Annotated in this window: 24 protein-coding genes; 9 read left to right on the forward strand and 15 right to left on the reverse strand. The window is 71.3% G+C overall.

What is annotated here, in order from left to right; all coding sequences use genetic code 11:
- The first annotated feature begins 41 nt into the window (after positions 1-41).
- From ureG to ACWD5F_RS32330, 3 genes are all read left to right on the forward strand, one after another.
- The gene (gene ureG, locus ACWD5F_RS32320; protein ID WP_451259799.1) at positions 42-719 is read left to right on the forward strand and encodes an urease accessory protein UreG; all 678 of its coding nucleotides are present in this window, start codon (positions 42-44) and stop codon (positions 717-719) included.
- Positions 716-1,474, forward strand: a complete 759-nt coding sequence (locus ACWD5F_RS32325) for an urease accessory protein UreD (RefSeq protein ID WP_451260119.1) — start codon at positions 716-718, stop codon at positions 1,472-1,474. The genes ureG and ACWD5F_RS32325 overlap by 4 nt, the downstream gene beginning before the upstream one ends.
- 163 nt (positions 1,475-1,637) lie before the next feature.
- Positions 1,638-3,242 (forward strand): alpha/beta hydrolase, encoded by a 1,605-nt coding sequence (locus ACWD5F_RS32330; protein WP_451259801.1) that lies wholly within the window; start codon positions 1,638-1,640, stop codon positions 3,240-3,242.
- 97 nt (positions 3,243-3,339) lie between these two features.
- Here the strand turns inward: ACWD5F_RS32330 and ACWD5F_RS32335 are convergent, their stop codons facing one another.
- From ACWD5F_RS32335 to ACWD5F_RS32360, 6 genes are all read right to left on the reverse strand, one after another.
- Entirely contained in the window at positions 3,340-4,071 is a 732-nt protein-coding gene (locus ACWD5F_RS32335; RefSeq protein WP_451259803.1) for a lysophospholipid acyltransferase family protein, read from the reverse strand.
- Between the two features lie 184 nt (positions 4,072-4,255).
- The gene (locus tag ACWD5F_RS32340) at positions 4,256-5,485 is read right to left on the reverse strand and encodes a PP2C family protein-serine/threonine phosphatase (RefSeq protein WP_451259805.1); all 1,230 of its coding nucleotides are present in this window, start codon (positions 5,483-5,485) and stop codon (positions 4,256-4,258) included.
- A 69-nt stretch (positions 5,486-5,554) separates the two neighbouring features.
- A complete protein-coding gene (locus ACWD5F_RS32345; RefSeq protein WP_451259807.1) occupies positions 5,555-8,017 on the reverse strand; it encodes a SpoIIE family protein phosphatase in 2,463 nt (820 codons plus the stop codon).
- A 155-nt stretch (positions 8,018-8,172) separates the two neighbouring features.
- Complete coding sequence (rocD, locus tag ACWD5F_RS32350; protein ID WP_451259809.1) at positions 8,173-9,411, reverse strand: ornithine--oxo-acid transaminase; 1,239 nt, start codon at positions 9,409-9,411, stop codon at positions 8,173-8,175.
- Positions 9,408-10,229, reverse strand: a complete 822-nt coding sequence (gene ddaH, locus ACWD5F_RS32355; RefSeq protein WP_401725953.1) for a dimethylargininase — start codon at positions 10,227-10,229, stop codon at positions 9,408-9,410. Before ddaH ends, rocD begins: the two co-directional genes overlap by 4 nt.
- A gap of 153 nt (positions 10,230-10,382) precedes the next feature.
- On the reverse strand, positions 10,383-10,868 hold the full coding sequence (locus tag ACWD5F_RS32360; protein WP_450355635.1) for an Lrp/AsnC family transcriptional regulator: 486 nt from the start codon (positions 10,866-10,868) through the stop codon (positions 10,383-10,385).
- 77 nt (positions 10,869-10,945) lie between these two features.
- On the opposite strand from ACWD5F_RS32360, the gene ACWD5F_RS32365 reads away from it, so the two are divergent.
- From ACWD5F_RS32365 to ACWD5F_RS32380, 4 genes are read left to right on the forward strand one after another with little or no spacing between them, the layout of a single operon-like run.
- Positions 10,946-11,695, forward strand: coding sequence for a LytR/AlgR family response regulator transcription factor (locus ACWD5F_RS32365; protein ID WP_401725957.1), 750 nt, complete (start codon positions 10,946-10,948; stop codon positions 11,693-11,695).
- A gap of 2 nt (positions 11,696-11,697) precedes the next feature.
- On the forward strand, positions 11,698-12,060 hold the full coding sequence (locus ACWD5F_RS32370; RefSeq protein WP_401726188.1) for a hypothetical protein: 363 nt from the start codon (positions 11,698-11,700) through the stop codon (positions 12,058-12,060).
- A gap of 52 nt (positions 12,061-12,112) precedes the next feature.
- Entirely contained in the window at positions 12,113-13,825 is a 1,713-nt protein-coding gene (locus ACWD5F_RS32375; RefSeq protein WP_451259812.1) for a sodium/solute symporter, read from the forward strand.
- Positions 13,822-15,039: a sensor histidine kinase gene (locus ACWD5F_RS32380; protein ID WP_451259814.1), complete on the forward strand. Its 1,218-nt coding sequence runs from the start codon at positions 13,822-13,824 to the stop codon at positions 15,037-15,039. The genes ACWD5F_RS32375 and ACWD5F_RS32380 overlap by 4 nt, the downstream gene beginning before the upstream one ends.
- Positions 15,040-15,078: 39 nt before the next feature.
- Here the strand turns inward: ACWD5F_RS32380 and ACWD5F_RS32385 are convergent, their stop codons facing one another.
- From ACWD5F_RS32385 to ACWD5F_RS32415, 7 genes are all read right to left on the reverse strand, one after another.
- Positions 15,079-15,249, reverse strand: a complete 171-nt coding sequence (locus ACWD5F_RS32385; protein ID WP_124000629.1) for a hypothetical protein — start codon at positions 15,247-15,249, stop codon at positions 15,079-15,081.
- A gap of 13 nt (positions 15,250-15,262) precedes the next feature.
- On the reverse strand, positions 15,263-17,122 hold the full coding sequence (locus tag ACWD5F_RS32390) for a protein kinase domain-containing protein (RefSeq protein ID WP_451259817.1): 1,860 nt from the start codon (positions 17,120-17,122) through the stop codon (positions 15,263-15,265).
- Positions 17,123-17,152: 30 nt separating this feature from the next.
- Positions 17,153-18,391, reverse strand: coding sequence for a DUF6777 domain-containing protein (locus ACWD5F_RS32395; RefSeq protein ID WP_451259819.1), 1,239 nt, complete (start codon positions 18,389-18,391; stop codon positions 17,153-17,155).
- A 176-nt stretch (positions 18,392-18,567) separates the two neighbouring features.
- On the reverse strand, positions 18,568-19,518 hold the full coding sequence (locus tag ACWD5F_RS32400) for a cytochrome c oxidase assembly protein (RefSeq protein ID WP_401725967.1): 951 nt from the start codon (positions 19,516-19,518) through the stop codon (positions 18,568-18,570).
- A gap of 105 nt (positions 19,519-19,623) precedes the next feature.
- Positions 19,624-20,649, reverse strand: coding sequence for a 6-phosphofructokinase (locus tag ACWD5F_RS32405; RefSeq protein WP_124000633.1), 1,026 nt, complete (start codon positions 20,647-20,649; stop codon positions 19,624-19,626).
- 211 nt (positions 20,650-20,860) lie between these two features.
- A complete protein-coding gene (locus tag ACWD5F_RS32410; RefSeq protein ID WP_124000634.1) occupies positions 20,861-21,589 on the reverse strand; it encodes a type 1 glutamine amidotransferase in 729 nt (242 codons plus the stop codon).
- Positions 21,590-21,605: 16 nt separating this feature from the next.
- Positions 21,606-22,844, reverse strand: a complete 1,239-nt coding sequence (locus ACWD5F_RS32415) for a MurT ligase domain-containing protein (RefSeq protein ID WP_401725969.1) — start codon at positions 22,842-22,844, stop codon at positions 21,606-21,608.
- A gap of 111 nt (positions 22,845-22,955) precedes the next feature.
- Between ACWD5F_RS32415 and def the strand changes: the two genes are divergently transcribed.
- A complete protein-coding gene (gene def / locus ACWD5F_RS32420; RefSeq protein WP_451259822.1) occupies positions 22,956-23,507 on the forward strand; it encodes a peptide deformylase in 552 nt (183 codons plus the stop codon).
- A 43-nt stretch (positions 23,508-23,550) separates the two neighbouring features.
- On the opposite strand, the gene ACWD5F_RS32425 is transcribed toward def, so the two are convergent.
- Positions 23,551-24,195, reverse strand: a complete 645-nt coding sequence (locus ACWD5F_RS32425) for a TetR family transcriptional regulator (protein WP_401725973.1) — start codon at positions 24,193-24,195, stop codon at positions 23,551-23,553.
- 172 nt (positions 24,196-24,367) lie between these two features.
- Here ACWD5F_RS32425 and ACWD5F_RS32430 point away from each other — a divergent pair, with 172 nt between their 5' ends.
- Positions 24,368-25,594 (forward strand): acyl-CoA dehydrogenase family protein, encoded by a 1,227-nt coding sequence (locus ACWD5F_RS32430; protein ID WP_124000638.1) that lies wholly within the window; start codon positions 24,368-24,370, stop codon positions 25,592-25,594.
- Positions 25,595-25,658: 64 nt separating this feature from the next.
- Here the strand turns inward: ACWD5F_RS32430 and ACWD5F_RS32435 are convergent, their stop codons facing one another.
- The gene (locus ACWD5F_RS32435) at positions 25,659-26,180 is read right to left on the reverse strand and encodes a cupin domain-containing protein (protein WP_124000639.1); all 522 of its coding nucleotides are present in this window, start codon (positions 26,178-26,180) and stop codon (positions 25,659-25,661) included.
- Positions 26,181-26,183: the final 3 nt, after the last annotated feature.

Genomic DNA, 26,183 nt, shown 5'->3' on the forward strand with positions numbered 1-26,183 from the left:
GGGCTGGTTGATGCCGGCCCGGCCTAAAAAGGAGCCGCCTTATGCACCTTGACCACGACCACCACGGCCCCGCCGCCGTCAGTGCCGACTCCCGTCGTCCCGACGGAACCCGGCGCGCCCTGCGTATCGGACTTGGCGGGCCCGTTGGATCCGGCAAGACCGCCACCGTCGCCGCCCTCTGCCGGGCCCTGCGCGACGAACTGTCCCTCGCCGTCGTCACCAACGACATCTACACCCGCGAGGACGCCGAATTCCTGCTCCGTGAGGCCGTGTTGCCGCCCGAGCGGATCACCGCCGTGGAGACGGGGGCCTGTCCGCACACCGCGATCCGGGACGACATCTCCGCCAATCTCGAAGCGGTGGAGGACCTGGAGGACGAGGTCGGGCCGCTCGATCTCATCCTCGTCGAGTCCGGTGGCGACAATCTCACCGCGACCTTCTCCAAGGGGCTCGTCGACGCGCAGATCTTCGTGATCGACGTCGCCGGCGGTGACGACATCCCGCGCAAGGGCGGACCCGGCGTCACGACGGCGGACCTGCTGGTCGTCAACAAGACCGACCTCGCGCCGTACGTGGGCTCCGATCTGGGCCGTATGGCCGCCGACGCCAAGGCGCAGCGGGCCGAACTGCCCGTCGTCTTCCAGTCCTTGCGGACCGAGGCCGGGGTCGCCGACGTCGCCGCGTGGGCGCGGGAGCGGCTCGCCGCGTGGACGGCATGACCGTGACCGGGGTGCGGGCCACCGCGCGGATCGCGGCCCGGGACGACGGGCGGGGCGGTACCGCGCTGCCCGTGCTGGAGGGGGACGGGCCGCTCGCGCTGCGGCGGACGCGGGGGAGTGGCGCCGAGGCGCGGGTCATGCTCGTCGGGGCGATGAGCGGACCGCTCGGCGGTGATCACTTCGCCGTCGAGGCGGAGGTGGGAGCGGGGGCGCGGTTGAGCGTCGGTTCCGCTGCCGCCACCATCGCGCTGCCCGGGCAGGCGAAGGGCGAGGCCCGCTACGACGTCCGGCTCACCGTCGACGACGGAGGCGAACTGCTGTGGCTGCCCGAGCAGTTGATCTCCGTGCACGGCAGTGATCTGTACGTCACCACCCGCGTCGAGGTCGGCGCGGACGCCCGCCTCGTGCTGCGCGAGGAGCAGGTGCTCGGGCGGACCGGGGAGGAACCCGGGCGGCTCACCAGCCGTCTTGCGGTGCGGGTCGCGGGGCGGACGGTGCTGGATCAGGAGTTGGCCTGCGGGCCCGGGGCGCCGGGGGGCTGGGACGGTCCGGCCGTGCTGGGCGGGTGCCGGGCCGTGGGGCAACTGGTCGTCGTACGGCCGGAGTTCGTGGCGCGGCCGGTGGAGGCGCGGGTGCTGGGGGACGGGGTGGCCGTCATGCCGTTGGCCGGGCCCGCCGCGCTCGTCACCGCCGTGGCCTCGGACGCGCTGCGGTTGCGGCGGGCGCTCGACGAGGCGCTCGCGGGCCTTGGGTGAGCCCGCGCAGGTGAGGTGCCTTCTCCGCCGCCTTCTCCGCTGAGCGGGACGAGTCAATCCGTTTATCGGATTGGCAAAGAAGGTCAACAAACCCTGTTCTCAGACGGTACACAGCCGAAAGGATCCCCTTACCGAATCGTCACCATGTAGGGGGAGGTCCCTTTTGAGGGAGATCAGACCGACCAAGCGAGCAACGGCGCTCGGCTCGGCCGGAGTGCTCGTCACCGCGACACTGATAGCCGGCGCGTTCGCCGCACCCTCGGCGAGCGCCACCGCCGGCTCCCGGCACGGCCAGGACCGCGAGGCCCGCGGAGCCGCGATCGCGGCCGAGCGCGCCGGCAAGGCCGGTATCGACTGGGCGGACTGCCCGGCGGACTGGGGGTTCGCCAAGCCCATCCAGTGCGGCTGGGTCAGCGTGCCGCTCGACTACGCCAAGCCGTACGGCAAGCAGATCAAGCTCGCCGTCGACCGCGCGGTCAGCACCGGGACGGCCGCGGAGCGCCAGGGCGCCCTCGTCTACAACCCGGGCGGCCCCGGCGGCTCCGGCATGCGCTTCCCGACCCGGGTCACCACCAAGAACCCGCTGTGGGTCAACACGTCCAAGGCGTACGACTTCGTGGGCTTCGACCCGCGCGGCGTCGGCCACTCCGCGCCGATCTCCTGCATCGACCCGACCGAGTTCGTGAAGGCACCCAAGGCGGACCCGGTGCCGGACTCCGAGGCCGACAAGCAGGCGCAGCGCAAGCTGGCCCGTGAGTACGCCGAGGGCTGCGCCGCGCGCACCGGCAAGGCGATGCTGGCGCAGATGACCACGCCGAACACCGTCCGCGACCTGGACGTGATCCGGGCCGCGCTCGGCGAGAAGAAGCTCAACTACCTGGGCGTCTCCTACGGCACGTACATCGGCGCCGTCTACGGCACCATGTTCCCGGGTCACGTGCGCCGCATGATCGTGGACAGCGTGGTCAACCCGTCGAAGGAGAAGATCTGGTACGAGGCCAACCTCGACCAGGACGTCGCCTTCGAGGGCCGCTGGAAGGACTGGGAGGACTGGGTCGCCGCCAACGACGCCGTCTTCCACCTCGGCACCACGCGTGCCGCGGTCCAGGCGAAGTGGCTCGAACTGCGCGCCACCGCCAAGAAGAACCCCATCGGCGGGGTCGTCGGACCGGCCGAGCTGATCGGCTTCTTCCAGAGCGCGCCGTACTACGACTCGTCGTGGATCCCGGTCGCCACCGTCTTCAGCAAGTACTTCGCCGGAGACACCCAGGCGCTGGTCGACGCCGCCGCGCCGGACCTGTCGGACACCGCGGGCAACGCCAGTGCGGAGAACGGCAACGCCGTCTACACGGCCGTCGAGTGCACCGACGCCAAGTGGCCCACCAGCTGGAAGAAGTGGGACAAGGACAACACGGCGCTCAACAAGAAGTACCCGTTCATGACCTGGGCCAACGCCTGGCTGAACCTGCCGTGCGCCACCTGGCCGGTCAAGCAGCAGACCCCGGTGAACGTCAAGACGCACAAGGGTCTCCCGCAGGTCCTGATCGTGCAGTCCACGCGTGACGCCGCCACTCCGTACGACGGCGCCGTCGAACTGCACAAGCGCTTCAAGGGCTCCCGCCTGATCACCGAGAAGGACGCGGGCTCCCACGGCGTGACCGGACTGGTCAACCCGTGCATCAACCAGCGAGTCGACAGCTACCTGCTGACCGGCAAGCTGGACGCCAAGGACGTGACCTGCACCCCGCACGCCACGCCGAAGCCGTAACACCCGTATTTCCTACGGGAGTTCGAAGGGGCGGCCGGATCACTCCGGCCGCCCCTTCGTCAACTCGCCCCGGCCCGGCGGGGCCGAGCGACCCGCCCTAGCCCAACGGCATCCGGCGGAACCGGCGTTCCTTCTCCGCGACGCCCGCCGCCTCCGCCTGCTCCGCCTTGGCGACCGCCGCGTACTGGTCGACGTACTCCTGCTCGGACAGTGTCAGGATGGCGTACATGATCTCGTCGGTGATCGCGCGCAGGATCGCCTTCTCGTTCTCCATGCCGGCGTAGCGGGAGAAGTCGAGGGGCTTGCCGAAGCGGATGGTCACGGGGTGGATGTTCGGGATGACCTTGCCGGGCGGCTGGGCCTCGAAGGTGCCGATCATCGCGCAGGGGATGACCGGGACCTGGGCCTTCAGCGCCATGACCGCGACGCCCACCTTGCCCTTGTAGAGGCGGCCGTCGTGCGAGCGGGTGCCCTCCGGGTAGATGCCGAGGAGTTCGTCCTTGCTCAATACGCCCAGGCCCTCGCGGATCGCCGCCTGACCCGCCTCCTTGCCGGTGCGGTCGACCGGGATCTGGCCCGCGCTGCGGAAGAAGGTCGCGGTGAGCCGGCCCTTGATGCCGGGACCGGTGAAGTACTCCTTCTTCGCGAGGAAGGTGATGCGCCGCTTGAGGATCGCCGGCATCAGGAAGTGGTCCGCGAAGGACAGGTGGTTGCCGGCGATGATCGCGGCACCCGTCGCCGGAACGTTCTCCAGGCCCTCGGTCCGAGGCCGGAAGAACACTCTCAACAGAGGTCCCAACAACACGTATTTGAGTACGTAGTAGAACAAAGGGGTTGCTCCTCACTCCGGCGGCTCGGCGGGTCCCCGCGTTCCAGCAGGTCAACCGGCGTGTCGTGGGCTTGTCAGTGTAGGTGCAGGCGGGGGTTGCCGGAACACGGCCGACAGTTGTGTCCCGATCGCACCCAACTGCGGCCGGGCGCAGGGTACTTGATCACCGTCGTACGCCACCTGTTCACAGCCGCACGATGACGAGGGCCGTGTCGTCGGTGGCGCCCCCGGGCGGGAGGAGTTCGAGGAGGACCGCGTCGGCGAGGGTCTCGGGGTCGGCCGTGCGGTGGCGGGTCAGGGCGTCGGCGAGGCGGGTCAGGCCGGTGTCGATGTCCTCGTGTCTGCGCTCGATCAGGCCGTCGGTGTACAGGACCAGGGTCGCTCCCTCGGTGTACGTCGTGCGGAACTCGGGTCTGGGGACCGGGACGGGGCGGGCGTCCAACGGAGGGTCGGTGGCCCGGTCGAGGAACTCCGCGCGGCCGTCGGCGTGGACCAGGACCGGCGGGGGATGGCCGGCACTGCTGTAGGTGATGGTGCGGGCGTCGAAGTCGATGAACGTCGTGACGGCGGTGGCCGATTCCGCGCCGTCGACGACATGGGCGTAGCGGCCCAGGACGCTCAGCGCCTCGGCCGGCCCCGCGGCCACCCGGGAGGCCGCGCTCAGGGCGCTGCGCAGCTGGCCCATGACCCCGGCCGCCGCGAGCCCGTGCCCGACCACGTCGCCGACCGCCACGCCGATGCGGTGGCCGCCCACCAGGTCGACGAGGTCGTACCAGTCCCCGCACACGTTCAGCGCGCCGACCGCGGGGCGGTAGCGCACGGCGGCGCGGTGGTGGCCGACCTGGCGGCGGGCCGGGAGCATCGCCTCCTGGAGGGCGAGGGCCACCTCGCGCTCGCGGGCGTGCGCCTGCCTGAGGCGTTCGTTGAGCTCCTGGAGTTCCCGGGCGCGCGTGTACAGCTCGGCCTCCAGTACCCGGGTCCGGCCGCCGGTCGGGCCGCCGCGCGCCTTGATCAGTTCGGTGACCTCCTCGACCCGGTGCACCAGCAGCGTCACCTTGCCGTCCGGGCCGAGCACGGGCACGTTGACCGGACTCCAGTAGCGCTCCTCCCATACGCCGGGCCGCTCGGGATCCTCGACGTCGTAGCGTTGCAGGGCCATGGCGTCCCGCTCGCCGGTCTCCCGCACCCGCTCCAGCGAGGCGGCCAGGTTGCGCATGCCGGAGGCCGCCTGGTTGCCGGGATTGTCCGGGAAGACGTCGAAGAGATGGCGGCCGACGACCTGCTCGCGGGTGCGTCCGCTCACTCGCAGGTACTCCTCGTTGGCGTCCGCGTAGTCCAGGTCGGGCGTCAGCAGCGCCACCATCCCGGGCAGCGCCTGGAACACTCCCGCGTAGTCGATCGCCGTAATCGTCATGACCGCCGCCTCACCGCCAGGATCACACCATTTTCCCATGGCATGCGGCATATGTTCCGAGTTCGTGCGTCAGCCGGGAGGTTCCGTCAGGGACTGCTCGGCCCAGATGACCTTGCCCTCCGGTACGAAGCGGGTGCCCCAGCGCTGGGTGAACTGGGAGACCAGGAGCAGTCCGCGGCCCCCCTCGTCCGTGGTGCGCGGGTGGCGCAGATGGGGTGCGGTGGCGCCGCCGTCGGAGACCTCGCAGATCAGGGCGCGGTCCTTGATCAGGCGCAGCCGGATGGGTCCGGTGGCGTACCGGATCGCGTTGGTGACCAGTTCGCTGACCACCAGTTCCGTGGTGAAGGCCAGCTCCTCCAGGCCCCACGCGGTCAGCTGCCGGGCGGCCGCCTTGCGGGCGTCGGCGACGACGGCCGGGTCGCCGGGCAGGTCCCAGTCGGCGACCTGGTCCTCGCCGAGCAGCCGGGTGCGGGCCAGCAGCAGGGCCACGTCGTCGTGCGGCCGGTCCGGGACCAGCGCGTCGACCACCGCCCGGCAGCGCAGGTCGAGCGAGGACGCGACCCGCTCCAGGGCCCCGCGCAGCCGGTCGCGGTCCGCGTCGACGGCCCAGTCCTCCCCGCGGGCCAGCAGTCCGTCGGTGTGCAGCGCGAGCACGCTGCCCTCGGCGAGGGCCAGCTCGACCGACTCGAAGGGCGGCCCGCCGGCACCGAGGGGCGCCCCCTGCGGGAGGTCCACGAAGCTGACGGTCCCGTCGGGCATCACGACCGCCGGCGCCGGATGGCCCGCGGCGGCCATCGAGCACTGGCCGTCGACGGGGTCGTAGACGACGTAGACGCATCCCGACCCCACGATCCGCACCATGCCGTCGGCCCCGCGCGCGCCCGGTTCGCCGCCCTCCTCGCGGGCCGACCGCCCGACCAGGTCGTCGAGGTGGGCCAGCACCTCCTCGGGCGGCAGTTCGAGGGCGGCCAGGGTGCGTACGGCGGTGCGCAGCCGGCCCATGCCGGCGGCGGCGTCGATCCCGTGCCCGGGTACTTCGCCGACGACGAGCGCTACGCGCGCGCCGGACAGCGGGATCAGGTCGTACCAGTCGCCGCCGAGGCCGGTCAGCTCGTCGGCGGGCCGGTAGCAGGCGGCCACCTCGACCGCGTCCTGCTCGGGGAGACGGCGGGGGAGGAGGCTGCGCTGGAGCACCAGGGCGGCGTCGCGCTCGCGCGTGTAGCGGCGGGCGTTGTCGACGCAGACGGCGGCCCGGGAGACCAGGTCCTCGGCGAGGCTCAGGTCGTCCGCGTCGAAGGGCTCCTGGCGGCCGCGCCGGAAGAAGGTGGTGACGCCGAGGGTGACGCCACGGGCGCGGATCGGCACGATCAGCACACTGTGCAGGCCCAGCTCCAGGAAGGTGGCCTCCCGGCCGCCCGGGATGTGGGTGGCCCACTCCTTGGCGAGCGGGTCGAGCCGCTCCTCGCGCCAGGCCCGGCCCGAGGCCAGCGCGCGCACCAGCGGCGAGGTGGGGAGGTAGGCGGCCACGTCGCCGATCCCGACGACGGCCTCCGGCACACCGGCGTTCACCGACTGGTGGCCGGCCCGGCGCAGCGGCACCTGCTCCGTGACGGCGACCGGGCCCGGGGCGGGTTCCGCGCCCCGCAGCACCGACTCCAGCAGGTCGACGGTCACGTAGTCGGCGAAGTCCGGCACGGCGACGTCGGCCAGTTCCTGGGCGGTGCGCTCGATGTCCAGGGTGCGGCCGATGTGCTCGCCGGCCCGGTCGAGCAGCGCGAGGCGCTGGCGGGCGCGGTGCCGCTCGGTGATGTCGACGACGGTGTAGTAGACGCCCATCGGGTGTCCGCGGTCGTCCTCCAGCCGGGTGAACGACATCATGTGCGCGGTCTCGCGGTGCGGGGCCGCCCGCACCTGGCCCACGTGCTCGTAGCCGACCACCGGCTCGCCGGACACCAGTACGTGGCGCATCTGCGTCTCGATGCCCTCGGCGTTCAGCCCCGGCTGGATCTCCGCGAGGCGCCGGCCGAGGCGGTGTCCGGCCGGTCCGCCGCCGAACTGCTCCAGGGCCGCGTTCGACCACACGAAGCGCAGGTTGGCGTCCACGATCGCTATGCCGACCGGCGAGCGGGTGACCATCTGTTCGAGCACACTGCGGCTCATGTCCCAGCCGGGCGCCCCGGACAGGTCCGACACCAGCACCAGCCAGTGGTCCGTGCCGCCCGGTTCCACCGCAGGAGTGATGCGCACCATGACCCGGACCGGCCGGCCGTCCTTGCGCAGCGCGGTCAGCAGCCCCACCCAGCCGCCGTCCCGGCGGCACCTATCGGCCAGCTCGGGCACCCGCGCCGCGTCCCCGGCGGCCAGCAGTCCGGTGACCGCGGTGCCGACCACCTCGCCCGCCGTGTAGGCCAGCAGTCGCTGGGCCCCTCGCGTCCAGCTGGTCACCACGCCCCGGGCATCGAGCAGCAAGGGAGCGGCATCGGCCACGTCGAACCGGCGCCGGTCCACGTCATGCTCCTCATGAGTGCCCAAGGCCGACCTCTCTGTCGCTGAGAGTGGTCTACCACCACCTGTCCCCATCTTCACCCTTCACGGCATCGGACGGGTCTCGGGAAGGAACATGAGGGTGGGGACACGGGGCGGGGAGGTACGGGTGGGGCGACGGAGGAAGCCGTCGCCCCTTGGGGTCACGCCCCCTCGGCCAGCACCTTCGCCAGCGTCCCCAGCGCCGACTCCAGCTCCTCGCCGGTGATGGTCAGCGGCGGGGCGAGCCGGATCGTCGAGCCGTGGGTGTCCTTGACCAGGATCCCCTCCCGCATCAGCCGGGCGCTGACCTCGCGCCCGGTGCCGATCGCCGGGTCGATGTCGACGCCCGCCCACAGCCCGCGCGCGCGGAAGCCGACGACGCCCTTGCCGACGAGCCCGGCCAGACCGTCCCGCAGCAGCACGCCGAGATCCGAGGCCCGCCGCTGGAACTCGCCCGTCTCCAGCAGCTCGACCACCGCCGTGCCGACCGCGGCCGCCAGCGGGTTGCCGCCGAACGTCGAACCGTGCTCGCCCGGCCGCAGCACCCCGAGCACGTCCCGCCCGGCCACCACCGCGGACACCGGCACGATGCCGCCGCCCAGTGCCTTGCCGAGGAGCAGTACGTCGGGGACGACCGACTCGTGCTCGACAGCCAGGGTCCGCCCGGTGCGCCCGAGGCCCGACTGGATCTCGTCGGCGATGAACAGGCAGCCCTTGCGACGGGTCAGTTCGCGGACGCCGGTCAGGTAGCCCGCGTCCGGGATGATCACGCCGGCCTCGCCCTGGATCGGCTCCAGGAGCACGGCCGCCGTCGTCTCGTCGACCGCCGCCTCCAGGGCCGCCAGGTCGTTGTACGGCACGATCCGGAAGCCGGGCGTGAACGGGCCGAAGCCCGCCCGCGCGGTCTCGTCCGTGGAGAAGCTGACGATCGTCGTCGTACGGCCGTGGAAGTTCTCCGCGGCGACCACGATCGTGGCCCGGTCGGCGGGGACGCCCTTCACCTCGTACGCCCACTTGCGGGCCACCTTGATGCCGGACTCGACCGCCTCGGCGCCCGTGTTCATCGGCAGCACCATGTCGAGGCCGGTCAACTCGGCCAGCCGCTCGGCGAATTCGGCCAGCTTGTCGTTGTGGAAGGCGCGTGAGGTGAGGGTCAGCCGGTCCAGCTGGCGGTGGGCCGCCTCGATCAACGCGGGGTGGCGGTGGCCGAAGTTGAGGGCCGAGTAGCCGGCCAGCATGTCGAGGTAGCGCTTGCCCTCGACGTCCTCGACCCAGGTGCCCTCGGCGCGGGCGACGACCACGGGCAGCGGGTGGTAGTTGTGCGCGAGGACCGGCTCCTCGGCGCGGATCAGGTCGGCGGAGGTACGGGCGGGGGCGGGCACGTCTGCGGTGGTGGTCATGAACGGATCTCCTGAGTGCAGCACTTGATGCCGCCGCCGGCCTTGCGGAACTCGGACAGGTCGACGGGTACGGGGACATAGCCGCGGTCGGTGAGCGCGGCGGCGAGGGCCTCGGCCTGCGGGGCGATGAAGACATGGCGGCCGTCGGAGACGGAGTTCAGGCCGAACGCCATCGCGTCCTCGGCCGTGGCGAGCACGGCGTCCGGGTACAGCCGCGCCAGCACCTCGCGGCTGCCGGGCGAGAACGCCTCCGGGTAGTACGCGATGTTGTTCGCGGCCCCGTCGTCCAGCACGAACAGCGCCGTGTCCAGGTGGTAGAAGCGCGGGTCCACCAGGGTCAGGCTGATCACCGGGTGGCCGAAGAACTCCTGCACCTCGCGGTGGGCCTCGCGGGTGGTGCGGAAGCCGGTGCCGGCCAACAGGTACCGGCCCGTCCAGACGAGGTCGCCCTCGCCCTCGCAGACGGACTCGGGGCGGTGCACGTCGAAGCCCGCCGACTTGAACCAGGTGTCGTAGTGCGTGGACTCCCCGCGCCGCTCGGGCGCGTGGAAGAGGGAACCGAAGACCCGGCCGTCCACCACGACCGCCGAGTTCGCGGCGAAGACCATGTCGGGCAGGCCGAGCACCGGCTCCACGACGTCGACGTCGTGGCCGTGGGCCCGGTAGGCGCTCATCAGCGCCTGCCACTGTTCCCGGGCCAGGTCGACATCGACCTGGGCGTCGGGACGCATCCAGGGATTGATCGCGTACTGCACGGCGAAATGTCTGGGTTCACAGACGAGGAAGCGCCGCCGGCGCGGCACACGGGAGTCGGACACAGAGGGGTTCCTCCGCTTCCTTGATGACGACTGAGGGTTGACACCAAGGTAAGAACTGACAGAGCCGCGCGACAAGGAATGAAAGTTGCGTGTCTGCGCAGGAACAATGCGTCTTTGAGACCCTCGACGCAGCAACGCTGCGCACTCGGATGTTTATTCGGGAGCGGGGTGGGTCGCGCCCGCTTCGGGGCTTTCCGGGATGAGATGGGACAGCACCATCACGCTGATCGTCTTCCGCACGAACGGCTCCGCGCGGATCCGCTCCAGCACCCCCTCGAAGTGCTCGACGTCCCGCGCCCGCACGTGCAGCAGCGCGTCCGCGCCGCCCGTCACCGTCATCGCCGCGGTGATCTCCGGATGGTTGCGGACCACCTCCGCGAGCCGCCGGGGCGGGGCCGCGCCCTCGCAGTACACCTCGACGTACGCCTCCGTCAGCCAGCCCAGCGCCGACGGCTCCACCGTCGCCGTGAACGCGGTGATCACCCCGGTCTCGCGCAGCCGGTCCACCCGCCGCTTCACCGCCGTCGAGGACAACCCGACCTCGGAGCCGATCTCGGCGAAGCTGGTCCTGGAGTTCGCCATCAGGGCGTTGATGATCTTCCGGTCGAGCTCGTCGAACGGCGCGGGCCTGCTGTTCATGCCCGCACTGTATCCAGCGGGAACGTGCACGCCCGGCACATGTCCAGGCGTACGGATTCCACCTACACTCCGGGTTCATGCTGCGCGCCCTCGCCGTCGACGACGAACGCCCCTCCCTGGAGGAGCTGCTCTATCTCCTGCACGCGGATCCGCGCATTGGCAGCGCGGAGGGCGCGGGCGACGCGACCGAGGCGCTGCGCCGGCTCAACCGCGCCCTGGAGTCAGGGCCCGGCGGGGCCGCGGCGATCGACGTCGTCTTCCTCGACATCCACATGCCCGGTCTGGACGGCCTCGACCTGGCCCGGCTGCTCACCGGGTTCGCGAAGCCGCCGCTGGTCGTGTTCGTCACCGCCCACGAGGACTTCGCCGTCCAGGCCTTCGACCTCAAGGCCGTCGACTACGTGCTCAAGCCGGTCCGCAAGGAACGGCTCGCGGAGGCGATCCGCCGGGCCGCCGAACTCACCGGCAGCTCCCCGCGCATCCCCGTGCACGAGCCCGACCCCGACCACATACCCGTCGAACTCGGCGGGGTGACCCGCTTCGTGGCCGTCGACGACATCACCCACGTCGAGGCCCAGGGCGACTACGCCCGCCTGCACACCGACCGGGGCAGCCATCTCGTACGGATCCCGCTGTCCACCCTGGAGGAGCGCTGGCGGCTGCGCGGCTTCGTCCGCATCCACCGCCGCCACCTCGTCGCCCTGCGCCACGTCGGCGAACTCCGCCTGGACGCGGGCACGGTGAGCGTCCTGGTGGGCGCCGAGGAGCTCCAGGTCAGCCGCCGCCATGCGCGCGAACTGCGCGACCTGCTCATGAGGAGGCCGTGACAGTGCCGAACCAGGACCCCGCCGAACGCCGCGTCGCCGTCACCGGCCCGCCCCGCCGCGTCCGGCGCACCACCGGCTACTACCGCCCCCGCACCGAGATCGACGAGCAGACCACCCTCGGCCACACCTACGTCCGCTCCCTCATGCGCACCCAACTGCGCGCCGCCCTCGCCGTGTTCGCCGTCCTCGGACTCCTGATCGGTCCGCTGCCCCTGGTCTTCGCGGCCATGCCCGACGCCCACCGCCTCGAATGGGCCGTCCTCGGCTTCTGTCTCTACGCCCCGCTCGTCCTGCTCGCTCTGTGGTATGTCCGCCGCGCCGAGCGCAACGAACGGGACTTCGTGCGCCTGGTCGAGGACCGATGAGCACCCGACCGACCCGGACCGGGGACCGTACCGCCCGAGGACCGATCCACCGGTGAACTCCAGCTACGCCGTCACCGCCGTCGCCCTCGTCGTCGTCGCGACCGTCCTGGTCGGCGCCTTCGGCCTGCGCATCTCCCGCACCACCTCCGACTTCTACGTCGCCTCCCGCACCGTCGGCCCCCGCCTCAACGCGGCCGCCATCAGCGGCGAATACCTCTCCGCCGCCTCCTTCCTGGGCATCGCCGGCCTGGTCCTGGTCCAGGGCCCCGACATGCTCTGGTACCCCGTCGGCTACACCGCCGGATACCTGGTCCTGCTCCTCTTCGTCGCCGCCCCGCTGCGCCGTTCCGGCGCCTACACCCTGCCCGACTTCGCCGAGGCCCGGCTCGCCTCGCAGAACGTGCGCCGGCTTGCGGGCGCCTTCGTCGTCGGCGTCGGCTGGCTCTATCTGCTGCCCCAACTCCAGGGCGCCGGGCTGACGTTGGCGGTGCTGACGGGCGCTCCGGACCTGCTGGGCGGCGGGATCGTCGCCGTCGTCGTGGTCGCGACCGTCGCCGCCGGCGGCATGCGCAGCATCACCTTCGTGCAGGCCTTCCAGTACTGGCTCAAGCTCACCGCCCTGCTGGTGCCCGCCCTCTTCCTGACCCTCGCCTGGCAGGGCGACGGCTCGCCCCGGCACGCCTTCGAGGAACCCGCCACCTTCCGCGAACAACGTGTGGTGACCGTCGACGACAGCCTCGACCTCACCCTCGACCGACCGCTCACCGTCACGGTCGACGGCAGGGTGGACGGCCGCACCCACGACGACCAGAGGGTCCGACTGGCCGCCGGCACGCACCACATCGAGCACGGCACCCGCCTGACCTTCGCCAAGGGTTCCACCGTCCCCGCCGCCGACCGGGGCAGCAGCAACGGCATGTCCACCTCGCTGGAGGCCAGCCGCGAGGAACGCCCGCTGTACGCCACGTACGGACTGATCCTCGCCACCTTCCTCGGCACGATGGGTCTGCCGCACGTGGTCGTCCGCTTCTACACCAGCCCGCACGGAGTCGCCGCCCGCCGCACCACGGTGGCCGTCCTCGGCCTGATCGGCGCGTTCTACCTGCTGCCGCCGGTCTACGGCGCCCTGGGCCGCATCTACACCCCCGAACTCGGCCTCACCGGAGACGCGGACGCCGCCGTCCTGCTGCTGCCCGACCGGATGATCGGCGGCGCCGGCGGCGATCTGCTCGGCGCGCTGGTGGCGGGCGGGGCGTTCGCCGCGTTCCTGTCCACGGCCTCCGGGCTGACCATGGCCGTCGCGGGCGTGCTCACCCAGGACGTCCTGCCGGCCCGCGGCGTACGGCACTTCAGGCTGGGCACCGTGCTCGCCATGGCCGTGCCGCTGGCCGCGAGCGTCCTGGTCGGCGGGCTGCCGGTGGCCGACGCCGTCGGCCTTGCCTTCGCCGTCTCCGCGTCGTCCTTCTGCCCGCTGCTCGTCCTCGGCATCTGGTGGCGCCGGCTGACCCCGCCGGGCGCCGCCGCCGGCATGGTGATCGGCGGGGGCGGCGCGTTCGTCGCCGTGGCCGCCACCATGGCGGGCTTCCCCGGCACCGGCCCCCTGCACGCGCTGCTCGCCTGGCCCGCCCTCTGGTCGGTGCCGCTGGGCTTCCTCACCATGGTGCTGGTGTCGCTCGCCACCCCGGGGCGGGTGCCGACCGGGACGGCGGCGATCCTGGCCCGCTTCCATCTGCCGGAGGAACTGCGCGCGGAGGTGAAGGCATGAGTGGTTTCCTGGCCGGCCTGTGCGTGGCCGTACTGCCCCTGCTGGCCGCCGGGTTCTGGTTCGGGCGGCGCACGGCACGCCCGCAGAACCTCGGCGGACTCGGCACCCCGGTCGAGCACGCCACCTTCCAGACCCTGCACACCGCCTCCCTCGCCGCGCCCCCGCTGCGGGCGGGGCTGACCGAGGAGACGGCCCGCAAGTCGGCCCGCAGACTGCGCTCGCTGCTCGGCACGGACGCGCTGTGCCTCACCGACCAGAAGGAGGTCCTGGTCTGGGACGGGGTCGGCGCCCACCACCGCACCGAGATCATGGACCGGCTCGCCGACGCCCTGGAGACCGGCCGCGGCGAGGCCTTCCCCCTCGCCTGCGAGACCGCGGACTGCCCGGTCCGCTGGGCGGTCGTCGCCCCGCTGACCGTCGACGACCGGGTGCACGGCGCGCTCGTGGCCTGCGCCCCGCGCGAGTCGGCGGTCCTGGTCCGGGCGGCCGGCGAGGTCGCCCGCTGGGTCAGCGTCCAGCTTGAGTTGGCCGATCTGGACCAGTCCCGCACCCGGCTGATCGAGGCCGAGATCAAGGCACTTCGCGCCCAGATCTCCCCGCACTTCATCTTCAACTCGCTCGCGGTGATCGCCTCGTTCGTCCGCACCGACCCCGAGCGGGCCCGCGAACTCCTCCTCGAATTCGCCGACTTCACCCGCTACTCGTTCCGCAGGCACGGCGACTTCACCACCCTCGCCGAGGAACTCCACGCCATCGACCACTACTTGGCGCTGGTGCGGGCACGCTTCGGCGACCGCCTCTCCGTCACCCTCCAGATCGCCCCCGAGGTGCTGCCGGTCGCCCTGCCCTTCCTCTGCCTCCAGCCGCTGGTGGAGAACGCGGTCAAGCACGGCCTTGAGGGCAAGACGGTGACCGCGGGCGGCAAGAGCCACATCACCATCACCGCGCAGGACACCGGTGCCGAGGCGCTCGTCGTCATCGAGGACGACGGCGTCGGCATGGACCCCGTCCTGCTGCGCCGCATCCTCGCCGGCGAGGTCAGCCCCTCCGGCGGCATCGGTCTCTCCAACGTCGACGACCGGCTCCGCCAGGTCTACGGCGACGAGTACGGGCTCGTCATCGAGACGGCGGTCGGCGCCGGCATGAAGGTCACGGCACGGCTGCCCAAGTACCAGCCCGGAGTCCACTCGGCGGGGCGCCTGACCACCGAGTGAGGATCGGGCGCCGAGGACAGCCGCCGTCCCGAGTACCCCTCAGGCGCTGCGCGTGGCCACCATCCCCAGTGTGAGCAACCCCAGCACGACCCAGCCGAACCACAGCCAGCCGTTGCTGCCGAGCGCCACCGTGTAGGCCGTCACCGCGACGAGACCTCCGACGGTGAGCACCCCCATCGTCTTGGTAGAGCCGTCCGTAGAACCGGGCATCGCGACACCCTCCTCATGGTTCGTTCCCCTCCATGGTGCCCCCGTTCTGCCTCCGGACGGTGCACACGACCAAATGTGTGCCCGATTTCCATGGCCCCTCGCTGGTCCAGGACCCCGCCGTGTAGACGGACGGATCGAAGCCGTAGTCCCCGGGCGGCACGTCCTTCGCGCAGGCCGCGTCCGATTCCGTACGGGCCTCCGTCAGGGTGACGTCGGAGCCGAGCCGGGTGAAACCGAGCACCTGCTCGTCGTGCGCGCCGGTGCAGGCGACCAGCTGGGCGTCCCGATTGGTCCGGGTCCGCAGACAGTCCCGGCGCTGCATGTTCGCCGTGTCGGTGAAGGACGAGCCGAGCTTGCGGTGCGCGCCGAGCGGGCCGTAGACCGGCCCGTGCGCGCCGAGCACCAGACAGGCCGTACGGCGCCCGGCCGCCTGGAACCCGGCCGCGCTCGGCACCACCGCTACCGCACGGACGTCCGCGAGCTTCTCCCGGAACTCCCGCGTCCGCTCCTCGCAGCGGGCCGCACCGGTCTGCCGGGCCTCGTCGGCGGACCCCGCCGGCGCGAAGGCCGTCACCTGCCCGTCGGGCGCGCCCCCGACACAGCCCGCGTCCAGCCGCAGCCGGGGCGTGCCCTGGAAGCGGGCCCCGGGCCAGTCGGCGAGCACGCAGTCGCCGTCCTTCAGCGGCTTCGCCAGCCCCACGCCCGAGCCGTACGGCGGCGCCGACGCCGTCGTGTCCTCGGTGGACGACCGGTGCGCCATGGCGTACCAGACCCCGCCCAGGGCCAGCACCAGGCCGAGCGAGACGGCGATGCCGGCACGCAGGACGCGCGAGACCTCGCGGCGGTGCCGGGCGGGCGGTGACCCGGCCGCGGGCACCAAGGGGGACGCGAGGGCCGGCCCGAAGCCCTGCGCGCCGGGTGCGGGCGGGGGAGGGGGCGGGGCGACGCCCGCCCAGGGCGGCTGCGAGCCGAGATCCGTCTGGGTACGGGCGTACGGCTCGGCCTGTGGCGTGACGATCTCCGACAGCGCCGTCTCCGCCTCCGCCGCGGACAACCGCTCCGCCGGATCCTTCGCGAGCAGAGCGGCCAGTACGGGACCCAGCGCGCCGGCGCGCACGGCGGGCCGCGGCTCCTCCATGACCACCGCGGTCACCTGGGCCAGATGCGACTCCCGCTCGAAGGGCCCCTGGCCCTCGACGGCGTGATAGAGCGTGCAGCCCAGCGAGAACAGGTCCGCGGCCGCGGTCGGCGGCCCGCCCGTGGCCCGTTCGGGGGCCAGATAGCCCGAGGTCCCCACCAGCACGGACGCCATCGTGTACCGCGTCTCGCCGCCCTCGGGCCGTACCGAGATGCCGTAGTCGGTGAGCAGCACCCGGCCGTACGGCGCTCCGCCGCGGTCCGGCGCGAGCAGGATGTTCGCCGGTTTCACGTCCCGGTGCATGACGCCCCGCTCGTGCCCGGCGGTCAGCGCGTCCAGCACGGCGAGCCCGACGCGGGCGGCCTCCGCCGGTGCGAGCGGGCCCCGCCGGTCGACCAGGTCACGCAGGTCCACGGCGCCCGCCACGTACTCCATGACGATCCACGGCAGTCCCTCGTGCTCCAGCACGTCGTGCACCGTCAGCACGTTCGGATGGCCCCGCAGTCCGGCCGCGTGCCGGGCCTCCGCGCGGGCGCGGGCCACCCGGGACTCCCGTTCCTCGCCGGCCGGGTCCTGATCCCGGAACACGATCTCCTTCAGCGCCACCTCGCAGGCGAGTCTCTGGTCGTGCGCGAGCCACACATGGCCCATGCCCCCGCCGCCCACCTGGTTGAGCAGCAGATAGCGGCCGGCGATGACCCGGCCCACTCCCGACGTCGACGATCCTGAAGGCATCCGGTGACTCCCCCCGGGGTCTGCGGTGCGCTAGGCGCTCGTGCTCGAACCGGGCTCCGACGACGCGGGTTCGCTCGTGCCGGGCGCGCTGGTGGTGACCGGGTCGCTCGGCGGCGGATCGCTCGGCGGTGGCGGCGGTGCGCTGCTGGTCACCGGGTCGCTGGGCGGCGGCGGATTCGGCGGGTCCGGTGGTGGTGCCACGGTCGTCGTCGGCGGAGCGCTGTCCGGCGCCTTCGAACTCGGCGGCGGGCTCGACGTGGACGGACCGCTCGACGGCGGGCCGGTGCCACTGCCCGACGGCGACGGCAACGACGGTGGCGTCTTGGACGACGGGTCGGAGACCGACGGCGGCGGGGGAGGCGTCGAGCCTCCGCCTGACGTGCCGCTGCCGCTGCCGGACGTACCGCTGCCGGACGTGCCGCTGTCCGACGCGCTCCCGCCGACGGCCGTGAGCGTCACGTACTGCCCGAACCGCAACTCCGTCCCAGCGGGCGGATCCGACGCCGTCACGCGCGCGTCGGCGGTCGGCGCCTGCTTGCCGCCGTATCCCGTCGCGAGCCCCTGGTCGGCCAGTCGCCGGCTCGCCTCACCGAAGGTCGTCCCGGCGAGGACGGGCACCGCGCGCAGCTCGCGGGTGTCGAACGTCGAGTCGGCTTTGCCCGTCGTGCCGACCGGCCGGCTGAGGCCCGTGTCGGGGTCGTCGATGTCGACGAGGGCGAGCTTCGCCATCTTCCGGGGCGCGGGCCGTACCGCCACCACGGACGAACGCTCGTATCCCTGCCACTTCTTGTTGCCGTCGTCGAACGTGACCGAGATCCGGTCGGTGTCACCCTCGAAGGGCCGCAGCGGATTTCCGCACGAGCACTTCACGGCCGGCAGCCCCTGCTCGTCCACGAGAATGGCGATTCCCGCCTGGAGCAGCGAATTGAAGGGAACAGCCTTTCCCTTTTTGTAGTCGTGGTTCTTCACGAGCGTGTCGTGACGCAGGAGAACCGGTGTGAGCCGGTCCAGATAATCCGGAATCCCGGCGGTGGTGAGGTCGAGCGCGGTTGCCCATGCCTGAGCCTTCTGTTTGTTCCCGGGATCCGTGAGAAACGCCGTCAGCTTGGCGACGTCACAGAGCGTCGGCTCCCGCGTCCCGCCGTACAGCCCAGGCGTGTCCCCTTGTTGCAGGCTGCCGTGCACGGCCTGCGAGCGGACCGTGGCGTCCTTGCCGAGACCGCTGTCCTCGTCGAAGAAGGGCGCGAGAGAAGGCACTCCCGCGGCCACTGCTTTCACTGTGGTCAGAGGCGTACCGGTGTCACAACTGCCGATTACCAGTACGCAGACCAATAGGACGGCGATCCTCCGAATTAACATGAGTGCGCGCTTTGTCATTACCGCTCCCCCTGGCGGTTCCCCCCAATGCGCTTCATGCTACTGAATGCCTCAGGAAGACGAAGGCTTCAACGCCCGCGTGCGTTCAATGAGGCCAAATAGGCGTTGTATGCCTCGAGTTCCTTGTCGCCGTCACGGTCGGCGGCGCGGTCCGAGCGCCGGGCCTGACGCTGTTCGGAGCGGTACCACTGGAACAGCAGGGCGAGCAGCACCAGGACGGACGGCACCTCGCTGAACGCCCAGGCGATACCGCCGGCCGCGGTCTGGTCGGAGAGCGCGTCGATGCCGAGCGAGGCGGACGGGTTCTTGAACGTCGACACCATCGGCTCCGACGCCATCATCAGCGCGATGCCGAAGAACGCGTGGAACGGCATGCCCGCGAACAGCTCCAGCATCCGCATCAGATAGCCCGGCCGCTGCGGGCCCGGGTCCACGCCGATGATCGGCCAGAAGAAGACGATGCCCACCGCCAGGAAGTGCACCATCATCGCGATGTGCCCCGTCTTCGACCCCATCAGGAAGTCGAACAGCGGCGTGAAGTACAGCGCGTACAGGCTCGCGATGAACAGCGGGATGGTGAACGCCGGGTGCGTGATGATCCGCATGTACCGGCTGTGCAGCAGCATCAACAGCAGCTCGCGCGGCCCCTTGCGGCCCTTGCCGGTGGTCGGCAGCGCGCGCAGGGCGAGCGTGACGGGGGCGCCCAGCAGGATAAGGATCGGCGACAGCATGCTGATGATCATGTGCTGCACCATGTGGACGCTGAACATCACCATGCCGTAGTCGTTCAGCCCGGTGCACATCACCAGCATGATGGTGAGCACCCCGATGACGTACGAGATGGTCCGCCCCACGGGCCAGGCGTCCCCGCGCCTGTGCAGCCGCACGACACCCCACGCGTACAGCCCGAGCCCTGCCAGACAGGCGACCAGGAAGAACGGGTCGGCGGACCACGCGAGCCCCCGCCCCAGCGTGAACGGCGGCAGATCCATGGTCATGCCGTGTCCGCTGTGTCCCATCCAACGGCTCCTGATTCGAGGGGGTTGTGCAAGTCTGTCCGGACCAGGGTATGACTCACCCCGGCCACCTCTGTGACCGGGGTGAGGGTGGTCCGAACAGCAGGGTCAGAGCACGCACTCCGCCTCGTCGTACCGTTCCGCGGGAACCGTCTTCAGCGTCTCGACCGCCTCGGCCAGCGACACCATCACGATGTCCGTCCCCCGAAGCGCCGTCATCTTCCCGAACTCGCCCCGGTGCACGGCCTCCACCGCATGCCAGCCGAACCGGGTCGCCAGCACCCGGTCGTACGCGGTGGGCGTACCCCCGCGCTGCACATGCCCGAGGATCACCGGCCGGGCCTCCTTGCCGAGCCGTTCCTCCAGCTCGATGGAGAGCTGCCGGGCGATCCCCGCGAAGCGCTCGTGCCCGTAGACGTCCTTCTTGCCCTCGTCGAAGTCCATGGACCCGGCCTTGGGCTTGGCCCCCTCGGCGGCGACCACTATCGCGAAGCGCTTGCCCGCCTCGAACCGCTCGCCGACCCGCGCGGCCAACTCCTCGATGTCGAAGGGCCGTTCCGGTACGACGATGGCGTGCGCGCCGGCCGCCATGCCGGAGTGCAGCGCGATCCAGCCGGTGTGGCGGCCCATGACCTCCACGACCAGCACGCGCTGATGGGACTCGGCGGTGGTCTTCAGCCGGTCCAGCGCCTCCGTGGCGACACCGACGGCCGTGTCGAAGCCGAAGGTCACGTCGGTGACAGCGATGTCGTTGTCGATGGTCTTCGGGACGCCGACGATCGGCAGGCCGGCGTCGTACATCAGCTTGGCCGCCTTGAGCGTGCCCTCGCCGCCGATCGGGATGATCGCGTCGAGACCGAGCTCCTCGACATGCTCTCTGGCCCGCGCCACGCCGTCCCGCAGATGGGAGGGCTGGACCCGGGAGGAACCGAGGATCGTGCCGCCGCGAGCGAGGATGCCGCTCACCGCGTCGAGGTCGAGCTTGAGGTAGTCGCACTCCAGGAGGCCCTTCCAGCCGTCCCGGAAGCCGATGACCTCGTCACCGTGGTCGGCCACGGCGCGGTGCACGACGGACCGGATGACGGCGTTCAGGCCGGGGCAGTCGCCACCGGACGTGAGCACACCAATGCGCATAGCCCGAAAGAACCTTCTCAACGTGGAACGAGGCGGGACCGGACCACGTCGTCCGGCTCGAACCCCGCCACCCTAACGGCAGGAGGGGGCGGGGCAGCACCGTGCGTCCGCCTGCTGGACGACCCCGCTCACCTGTGCGGACGTGCTGTCAGACGGGCTGGTTAAGAGCAGCGGGCGCCCAGGTGTCAGGCAGGCTGCCGCGCGGCTGTGATCACGCAGGTTGCTGCGCGGACGCGATGCGTTCGTTGCGGAGCGCCTCGTACCAGCGGTCGTCCGTCGGCGGCAGCGCGTTCACGTCGAGCGCGAGCTTCAGCAGGTGGTCGGCGATGAGCGGGTTGCGCGCCAGCACCGGGCCGTGCATGTACGTACCGAAGACCGTGTCGTTGTACGCACCCTCCGTGCCGTCCCCCGTGCCGTTGCCGTTGCCGAGGCGGACCTGGGCGAACGGGCGGGCCGTGGGGCCGAGGTGGGTGACGCCCTGGTGGTTCTCGAAGCCGGTCAGCGGGGGCAGGCCCAGGCGCGGGTCGATGTCGCCGAGGACGTCCCCGACGCACCGGGCGCCCTCACCGCGCACCGAGACCACGTCGAGGAGCCCGAGGCCGGGCTCGCGCTGGCCGAGGTCGTTGATGAACTCGTGGCCGAGGATCTGGTAGCCGGCGCAGACGGAGAACACGATCGCGCCGTTCTCCACGGCCCGGTGCAGACCGCCGTCCCGGCGCAGCCGCTCGGCCGCCAGCCGCTGCGGCCGGTCCTCACCGCCGCCGATCAGGTAGATGTCGCCCGAGGTCGGGATGGGCTGGTCGCTGCGCACGTCGAGGCGGGCCACGTCGAGGCGGCGCTGCCGGGCCCGGCGCTCGACGACCAGGACGTTGCCCTGGTCGCCGTAGGTGCTCAGCAGGTCGGGGTAGATCCACACGACCCGCAGGCTGTTGTCGCTCACAAAAGTCCCCTGAGTGTCAGTTGCCGACGCGGCGGCGCAGATCCTGGAACGCGGTGTAGTTGGCGATGACCTCGATGCGGCCGGGCGGGCACTGCTGCACCGCCTGGTCGAGGTTGTCGCAGACCTGGAAGTGCTGGTTGGCGACCTCCAGGCGGACGGCGAGGTCGAGCTTGCGGTCGCCGACGACGCAGATCGGGTGACCGCTGAGGCGGGTGTAGTCGACGTCCCACAGCCAGGAGGTGTCGGTGCCGTCGGCGCCCCGCGCGTTCACGGAGAGGATCACCGGGGTGGGTGGCGGATCGATAAGGCTGAACGTTTCGAGCCAGCCCGCCGGGTTCTTCGCGAGCAGCAGCCGCAGGTCGCGCTGCTGGAACTGCACGACGTCGTAGCGGCCGGCCACGGCCTGCACCTGGTACATGCGCTCCAGGGCGACCTGCGGCGGTACGCCGAACACGGCGGCGACGGCCGCGGAGGAGGCCGCGTTGGCCTTGTTGGCGCGGCCGGGCAGCTGGAGGTGGATCGGCCAGGCGGAGCCGTGCGGGTCGAGCACGTGGTCGCCGGAGAGCGCCCAACTCGGCGTCGGGCGGCGGAAACCGCACTCGCCGCAGAACCAGTCGTCGCCGGGCCGCTGCATCACACCACCGCAGGACGGGCAGGACCAGGCGTCGTCCTTCCACATCTGACCGGCGGCGACCCAGATCACGTTCGGGGACGAGGAGGCGGCCCACACGACCAGCGGGTCGTCCGCGTTGGCCACGACGACGGCCTTGGAACCCGCAAGACCCTCACGCCAGTTCTCGGCGAGCATGCGGGTCTCGGCGGCGCGGTCGAGCTGGTCGCGGGAGAGGTTCAGGAGCGCGATGCACTTGGGGTCGGTGTCCCGGGCCACACCGGCCAGGTACTTCTCGTCGACCTCGATGACGCCGTAGCGCGCGTCCGAGCCGCCCGCGAGGGCCGAGGTGATACCGGCCGGCATGTTCGCGCCGAGCGCGTTGGACACGACCGGGCCCGCGGCGCCGAGGGCCTCGGCGATCAGCCGGGTGGTCGTGGTCTTGCCGTTGGTCGCCGAGACGAGGACGACGTCCAGGCTCTGGGCGAGCCTGGCCAGGAGGTCGGGGTCCAGTTTGAGCGCGACCCGGCCACCGATCACCGATCCGCTGCCGCGGCCTGCGGCACGCGACGCCGCAGCGACCGCCTTGCCGGCGGTCACGGCGATCTTGGCCCGCGGCGAAAGCGGGTCCGAGTTGCCTGACATCAGTTCCCGATCCTCCTTGCGTACGCGCCGCGCCTCTGCCTGACGGCAACGTGGTGGTGGCCAGCCTATCGAGATCCATTCGCACTCCCGAATCGCCGTACCCTTGCGGCCATGCGAAACGGCTCCATTCCGGGCACCCGCGGGCGCGTCCGGCCCCTCACGCTGTTCGGCGACGCCCCGTTGCACACGCCCTGCCGCGAGGTCACCGACTTCGGCCCCGAACTCGCGAGCCTCGTCGAGGACTTGTTCGCGACGATGTACGCGGCACAGGGCGTGGGTCTCGCCGCGAACCAGGTGGGGGAGTCCCTGCGGGTCTTCGTCTACGACTGCCCGGACGACGACGAGGTGCGTCATCTGGGCCATCTCGTCAACCCGTGCCTGGTGGCGGCCGACGGAGTGTCGCTCCGCGGCCCCGAGGGCTGCCTGTCCCTGCCGGGCCTGGAGGCGGGGACGGAGCGCTACGACCACGCGTTGGTCGAGGGTTTCACGGTCACGGGCGAGCCGGTGACCGTGCACGGGACGGGTTTCTTCGCACGCTGTCTCCAACACGAATGCGACCACTTGGAGGGACGGGTCTACGTCGACCACCTCACGGGATGGCGCAGACGCAAGGTGCTGAGGCAGGAGGCGAAGGCCTCCTGGAGCCGCGGGAACCGGCCGTAGCCCGCCGGGACGGACCCGGACCAGAACCCGGGACCGACCGGAACTAGAAGCCGGGGCCGCCCACCTTGTCCCCCGCCGCGGCCAGCCGGCCCCACAGCAGGTCCGCGAGGCTGTTGACCAACTCCGCGCGCGTGCACGGGCGTTCGCCCAGCCACCAGTCGCCGGCCGCGTGCATCATGCCGACGATGCCGTGGCCCCACACCCGCGCCAGTTGCTGACTGTTCGGCCCGAGGTCCACGCGCTCCTCGATGACCTGCGCCAACTCCTCGCCCATGCGCCGGAGTACGGGGATCGAGTGGCTGCCTGCCTCGAAGCCCTGGTCGGCGGTCTGCCCGCCCTCCGCCGGATGCATGAGGAAGCGGTACACCTGGGGGCGTGCCTCGATCGCCGCGAGATAGGTGTCCAGTGTGGCCTCGACCCGCTCCCGCCGTTCCGCGGGCGCGTCCAGGGCCGCCCGCAGGGAGGCGAGGAGGGCGTCGGTGTGCCGGGTGGCGAGGGCCGCGTAGAGTCCGCCCTTGTCGCCGAAGTGGCGGTACAGAATCGGCTTGGTGATGCCCGCTTCCGCGGCGATCGCGTTCATCGAGGCCTGTGGCCCGTCGCGCAGCACCACTCGGTCGGCGGCCTCCAGCAGCTCGCGCCGACGGCGGTCCGCCGAGCGCTGCTGATCGGTCCGCTGCGTGGTGTCCATGAGCTCTCCCCACCCGTGCTGATTCGGTGACGCCTGCGCAAACTAACACCTGACCTCAGCCTGACATCGAACGGGCTGCCGAGGAGTCATCACGAGTTGACTTTTCCTACCGATGAGTAACAAGATAATGTTACCGCTAGTAACATGCAGGTGTACCGCCGCTGGAGGAGACATGGCCGAGTTCACCATGGAGCTCAACGACGAACAGAAGGAGGTCCGGGACTGGCTGCACGGCTTCGCCGCCGACGTCATCCGCCCCGCGGCCGCCGAATGGGACGAGCGTGAGGAGACTCCCTGGCCGGTCATCCAAGAGGCCGCCAAGGTGGGCATCTACTCTCTCGACTTCTACGCCCAGCAGTACTTCGACCCCACGGGCCTCGGCATACCGATGGCCATGGAGGAGCTGTTCTGGGGCGACGCGGGCATAGCCCTGTCCATAGTCGGCACCGGCCTCGCCGCCGTGGGCGTTCTCGCCAACGGCACCGAGGAGCAGATCGGCACCTGGATCCCCCAGATGTACGGCGACGCCAACGACGTCAAGGTCGCCGCCTTCTGCTCCTCCGAGCCCGACGCCGGCTCCGACGTGGCCTCCATGCGCACGCGTGCCGTGTACGACGAGGCCAACGACGAGTGGATCCTCAACGGCACGAAGACCTGGGCGACCAACGGCGGCATCGCCAACGTCCACGTCGTCGTCGCGGTCGTCGACCCCGAGCTGGGCTCCAAGGGCCACGCGTCCTTCATCGTCCCGCCCGGCACGCCCGGCCTCTCCCAGGGCCAGAAGTTCAAGAAGCACGGCATCCGTGCCTCGCACACCGCCGAGGTCGTCCTGGAGGACGCCCGCGTGCCCGGATCCTGCCTCCTCGGCGGCAAGGAGAAGCTCGACGAGCGCCTGGCACGGGCCCGTGAGCGAGCCAAGAAGAGTGGCGAGCGCGTGAAGAACGCGGCGATGGCCACGTTCGAGGCGAGCCGCCCCGCGGTGGCAGCGATGGCGGTCGGTACTGCTCGGGCTGCTTACGAGGTGGCCCTCGAGTACGCGACAACGCGTGAGCAGTTCGGGCGGCCCATCATCGACAACCAGGGTGTGGCCTTCCAGTTGGCCGACATGCGGACGTCCATCGACGCGGCCCGGCTGTTGACGTGGCGGGCCTCCTGGATGGCGATCAGCGGGAAGAAGTTCACCGCGGCCGAGGGGTCGATGTCGAAGCTGTTCGCCAGCGAGACGGCGAAGAAAGTCACCGCCCAGGCGATCCAGATACTGGGCGGCAACGGTTACACCAGGGAGTACCCGGTGGAGCGGATGCATCGGGACGCGGCGATCTACACGATCTTCGAGGGAACGAGTGAGATTCAGCGGCTGGTGATTGCTCGGACGCTCTCGGGGATGCCCATTCGGTAGGTGTGCGGCTGCGGGTGGTTCGTGGCTGGTCGCGCAGTTCCCCGCGCCCCTGAGGTCGGCGCGCTCACCGGTGCTTCAGAGGTGTGAGTTGCTCGATGTCGTAGCGCTTGCGCAGGTTTTCGATCGCCTCGTGGTCCGGAGGACCCCCGCTGCCCAGGATCTCCAGCAGTTCCTCGAAGTAGCGCTCGTGGTCCGGGGGCGGGGACGCCTGGAAGAACATCCTCGCCGGGGTGTCCGTCGGGTTGGCGAACGCGTGCGGACATCCGGGGGGTACGGCGATGAGCGTGCCCGGGGTGGCGCGTACCACCCGGGTGCCCGAACTGGACTCCCAGCGCTGCCAGTTGTCCGGTGTTCGGATGCGCGGCTCGAAGGCGAGGACGTCCAGTTCGCCTTCGAGGACGTAGAACAACTCCTCGCTGCGCGTGTGGACATGGGCGCCGACGTCGAAGCCCGGGGGGACCTCCACCTCGAAGGTGGAGGCCGTCCGGGAGTGCGTGCCGGTGACCTTGAACGTCACGCGCTGGGCCGGGGTCTGGACGATCCGGCCGTGACCCGGGGGGACCAGCAGGCCCTCTGGCGCGGTCATCGG

This window comes from Streptomyces sp. NPDC002499, from assembly GCF_053595415.1.

Excerpts from the sequence above, each read along its gene's own strand:
- ureG (WP_451259799.1), top strand. The coding sequence starts at position 42 with ATGCACCTTGACCACGACCACCACGGCCCCGCCGCCGTCAGTGCCGAC.
- ACWD5F_RS32325 (WP_451260119.1), top strand. The coding sequence starts at position 716 with ATGACCGTGACCGGGGTGCGGGCCACCGCGCGGATCGCGGCCCGGGAC.
- ACWD5F_RS32340 (WP_451259805.1), bottom strand. The coding sequence starts at position 5,485 with ATGACGATTACGGCGATCGACTACGCGGGAGTGTTCCAGGCGCTGCCC.
- rocD (WP_451259809.1), bottom strand. The coding sequence starts at position 9,411 with ATGACCACCACCGCAGACGTGCCCGCCCCCGCCCGTACCTCCGCCGAC.
- ACWD5F_RS32360 (WP_450355635.1), bottom strand. The coding sequence starts at position 10,868 with ATGAACAGCAGGCCCGCGCCGTTCGACGAGCTCGACCGGAAGATCATC.
- ACWD5F_RS32365 (WP_401725957.1), top strand. The coding sequence starts at position 10,946 with ATGCTGCGCGCCCTCGCCGTCGACGACGAACGCCCCTCCCTGGAGGAG.
- ACWD5F_RS32380 (WP_451259814.1), top strand. The coding sequence starts at position 13,822 with ATGAGTGGTTTCCTGGCCGGCCTGTGCGTGGCCGTACTGCCCCTGCTG.
- ACWD5F_RS32385 (WP_124000629.1), bottom strand. The coding sequence starts at position 15,249 with ATGCCCGGTTCTACGGACGGCTCTACCAAGACGATGGGGGTGCTCACC.
- ACWD5F_RS32390 (WP_451259817.1), bottom strand. The coding sequence starts at position 17,122 with ATGCCTTCAGGATCGTCGACGTCGGGAGTGGGCCGGGTCATCGCCGGC.
- ACWD5F_RS32400 (WP_401725967.1), bottom strand. The coding sequence starts at position 19,518 with ATGGGACACAGCGGACACGGCATGACCATGGATCTGCCGCCGTTCACG.
- ACWD5F_RS32405 (WP_124000633.1), bottom strand. The coding sequence starts at position 20,649 with ATGCGCATTGGTGTGCTCACGTCCGGTGGCGACTGCCCCGGCCTGAAC.
- ACWD5F_RS32415 (WP_401725969.1), bottom strand. The coding sequence starts at position 22,844 with ATGTCAGGCAACTCGGACCCGCTTTCGCCGCGGGCCAAGATCGCCGTG.
- def (WP_451259822.1), top strand. The coding sequence starts at position 22,956 with ATGCGAAACGGCTCCATTCCGGGCACCCGCGGGCGCGTCCGGCCCCTC.
- ACWD5F_RS32425 (WP_401725973.1), bottom strand. The coding sequence starts at position 24,195 with ATGGACACCACGCAGCGGACCGATCAGCAGCGCTCGGCGGACCGCCGT.
- ACWD5F_RS32430 (WP_124000638.1), top strand. The coding sequence starts at position 24,368 with ATGGCCGAGTTCACCATGGAGCTCAACGACGAACAGAAGGAGGTCCGG.
- ACWD5F_RS32435 (WP_124000639.1), bottom strand. The coding sequence starts at position 26,180 with ATGACCGCGCCAGAGGGCCTGCTGGTCCCCCCGGGTCACGGCCGGATC.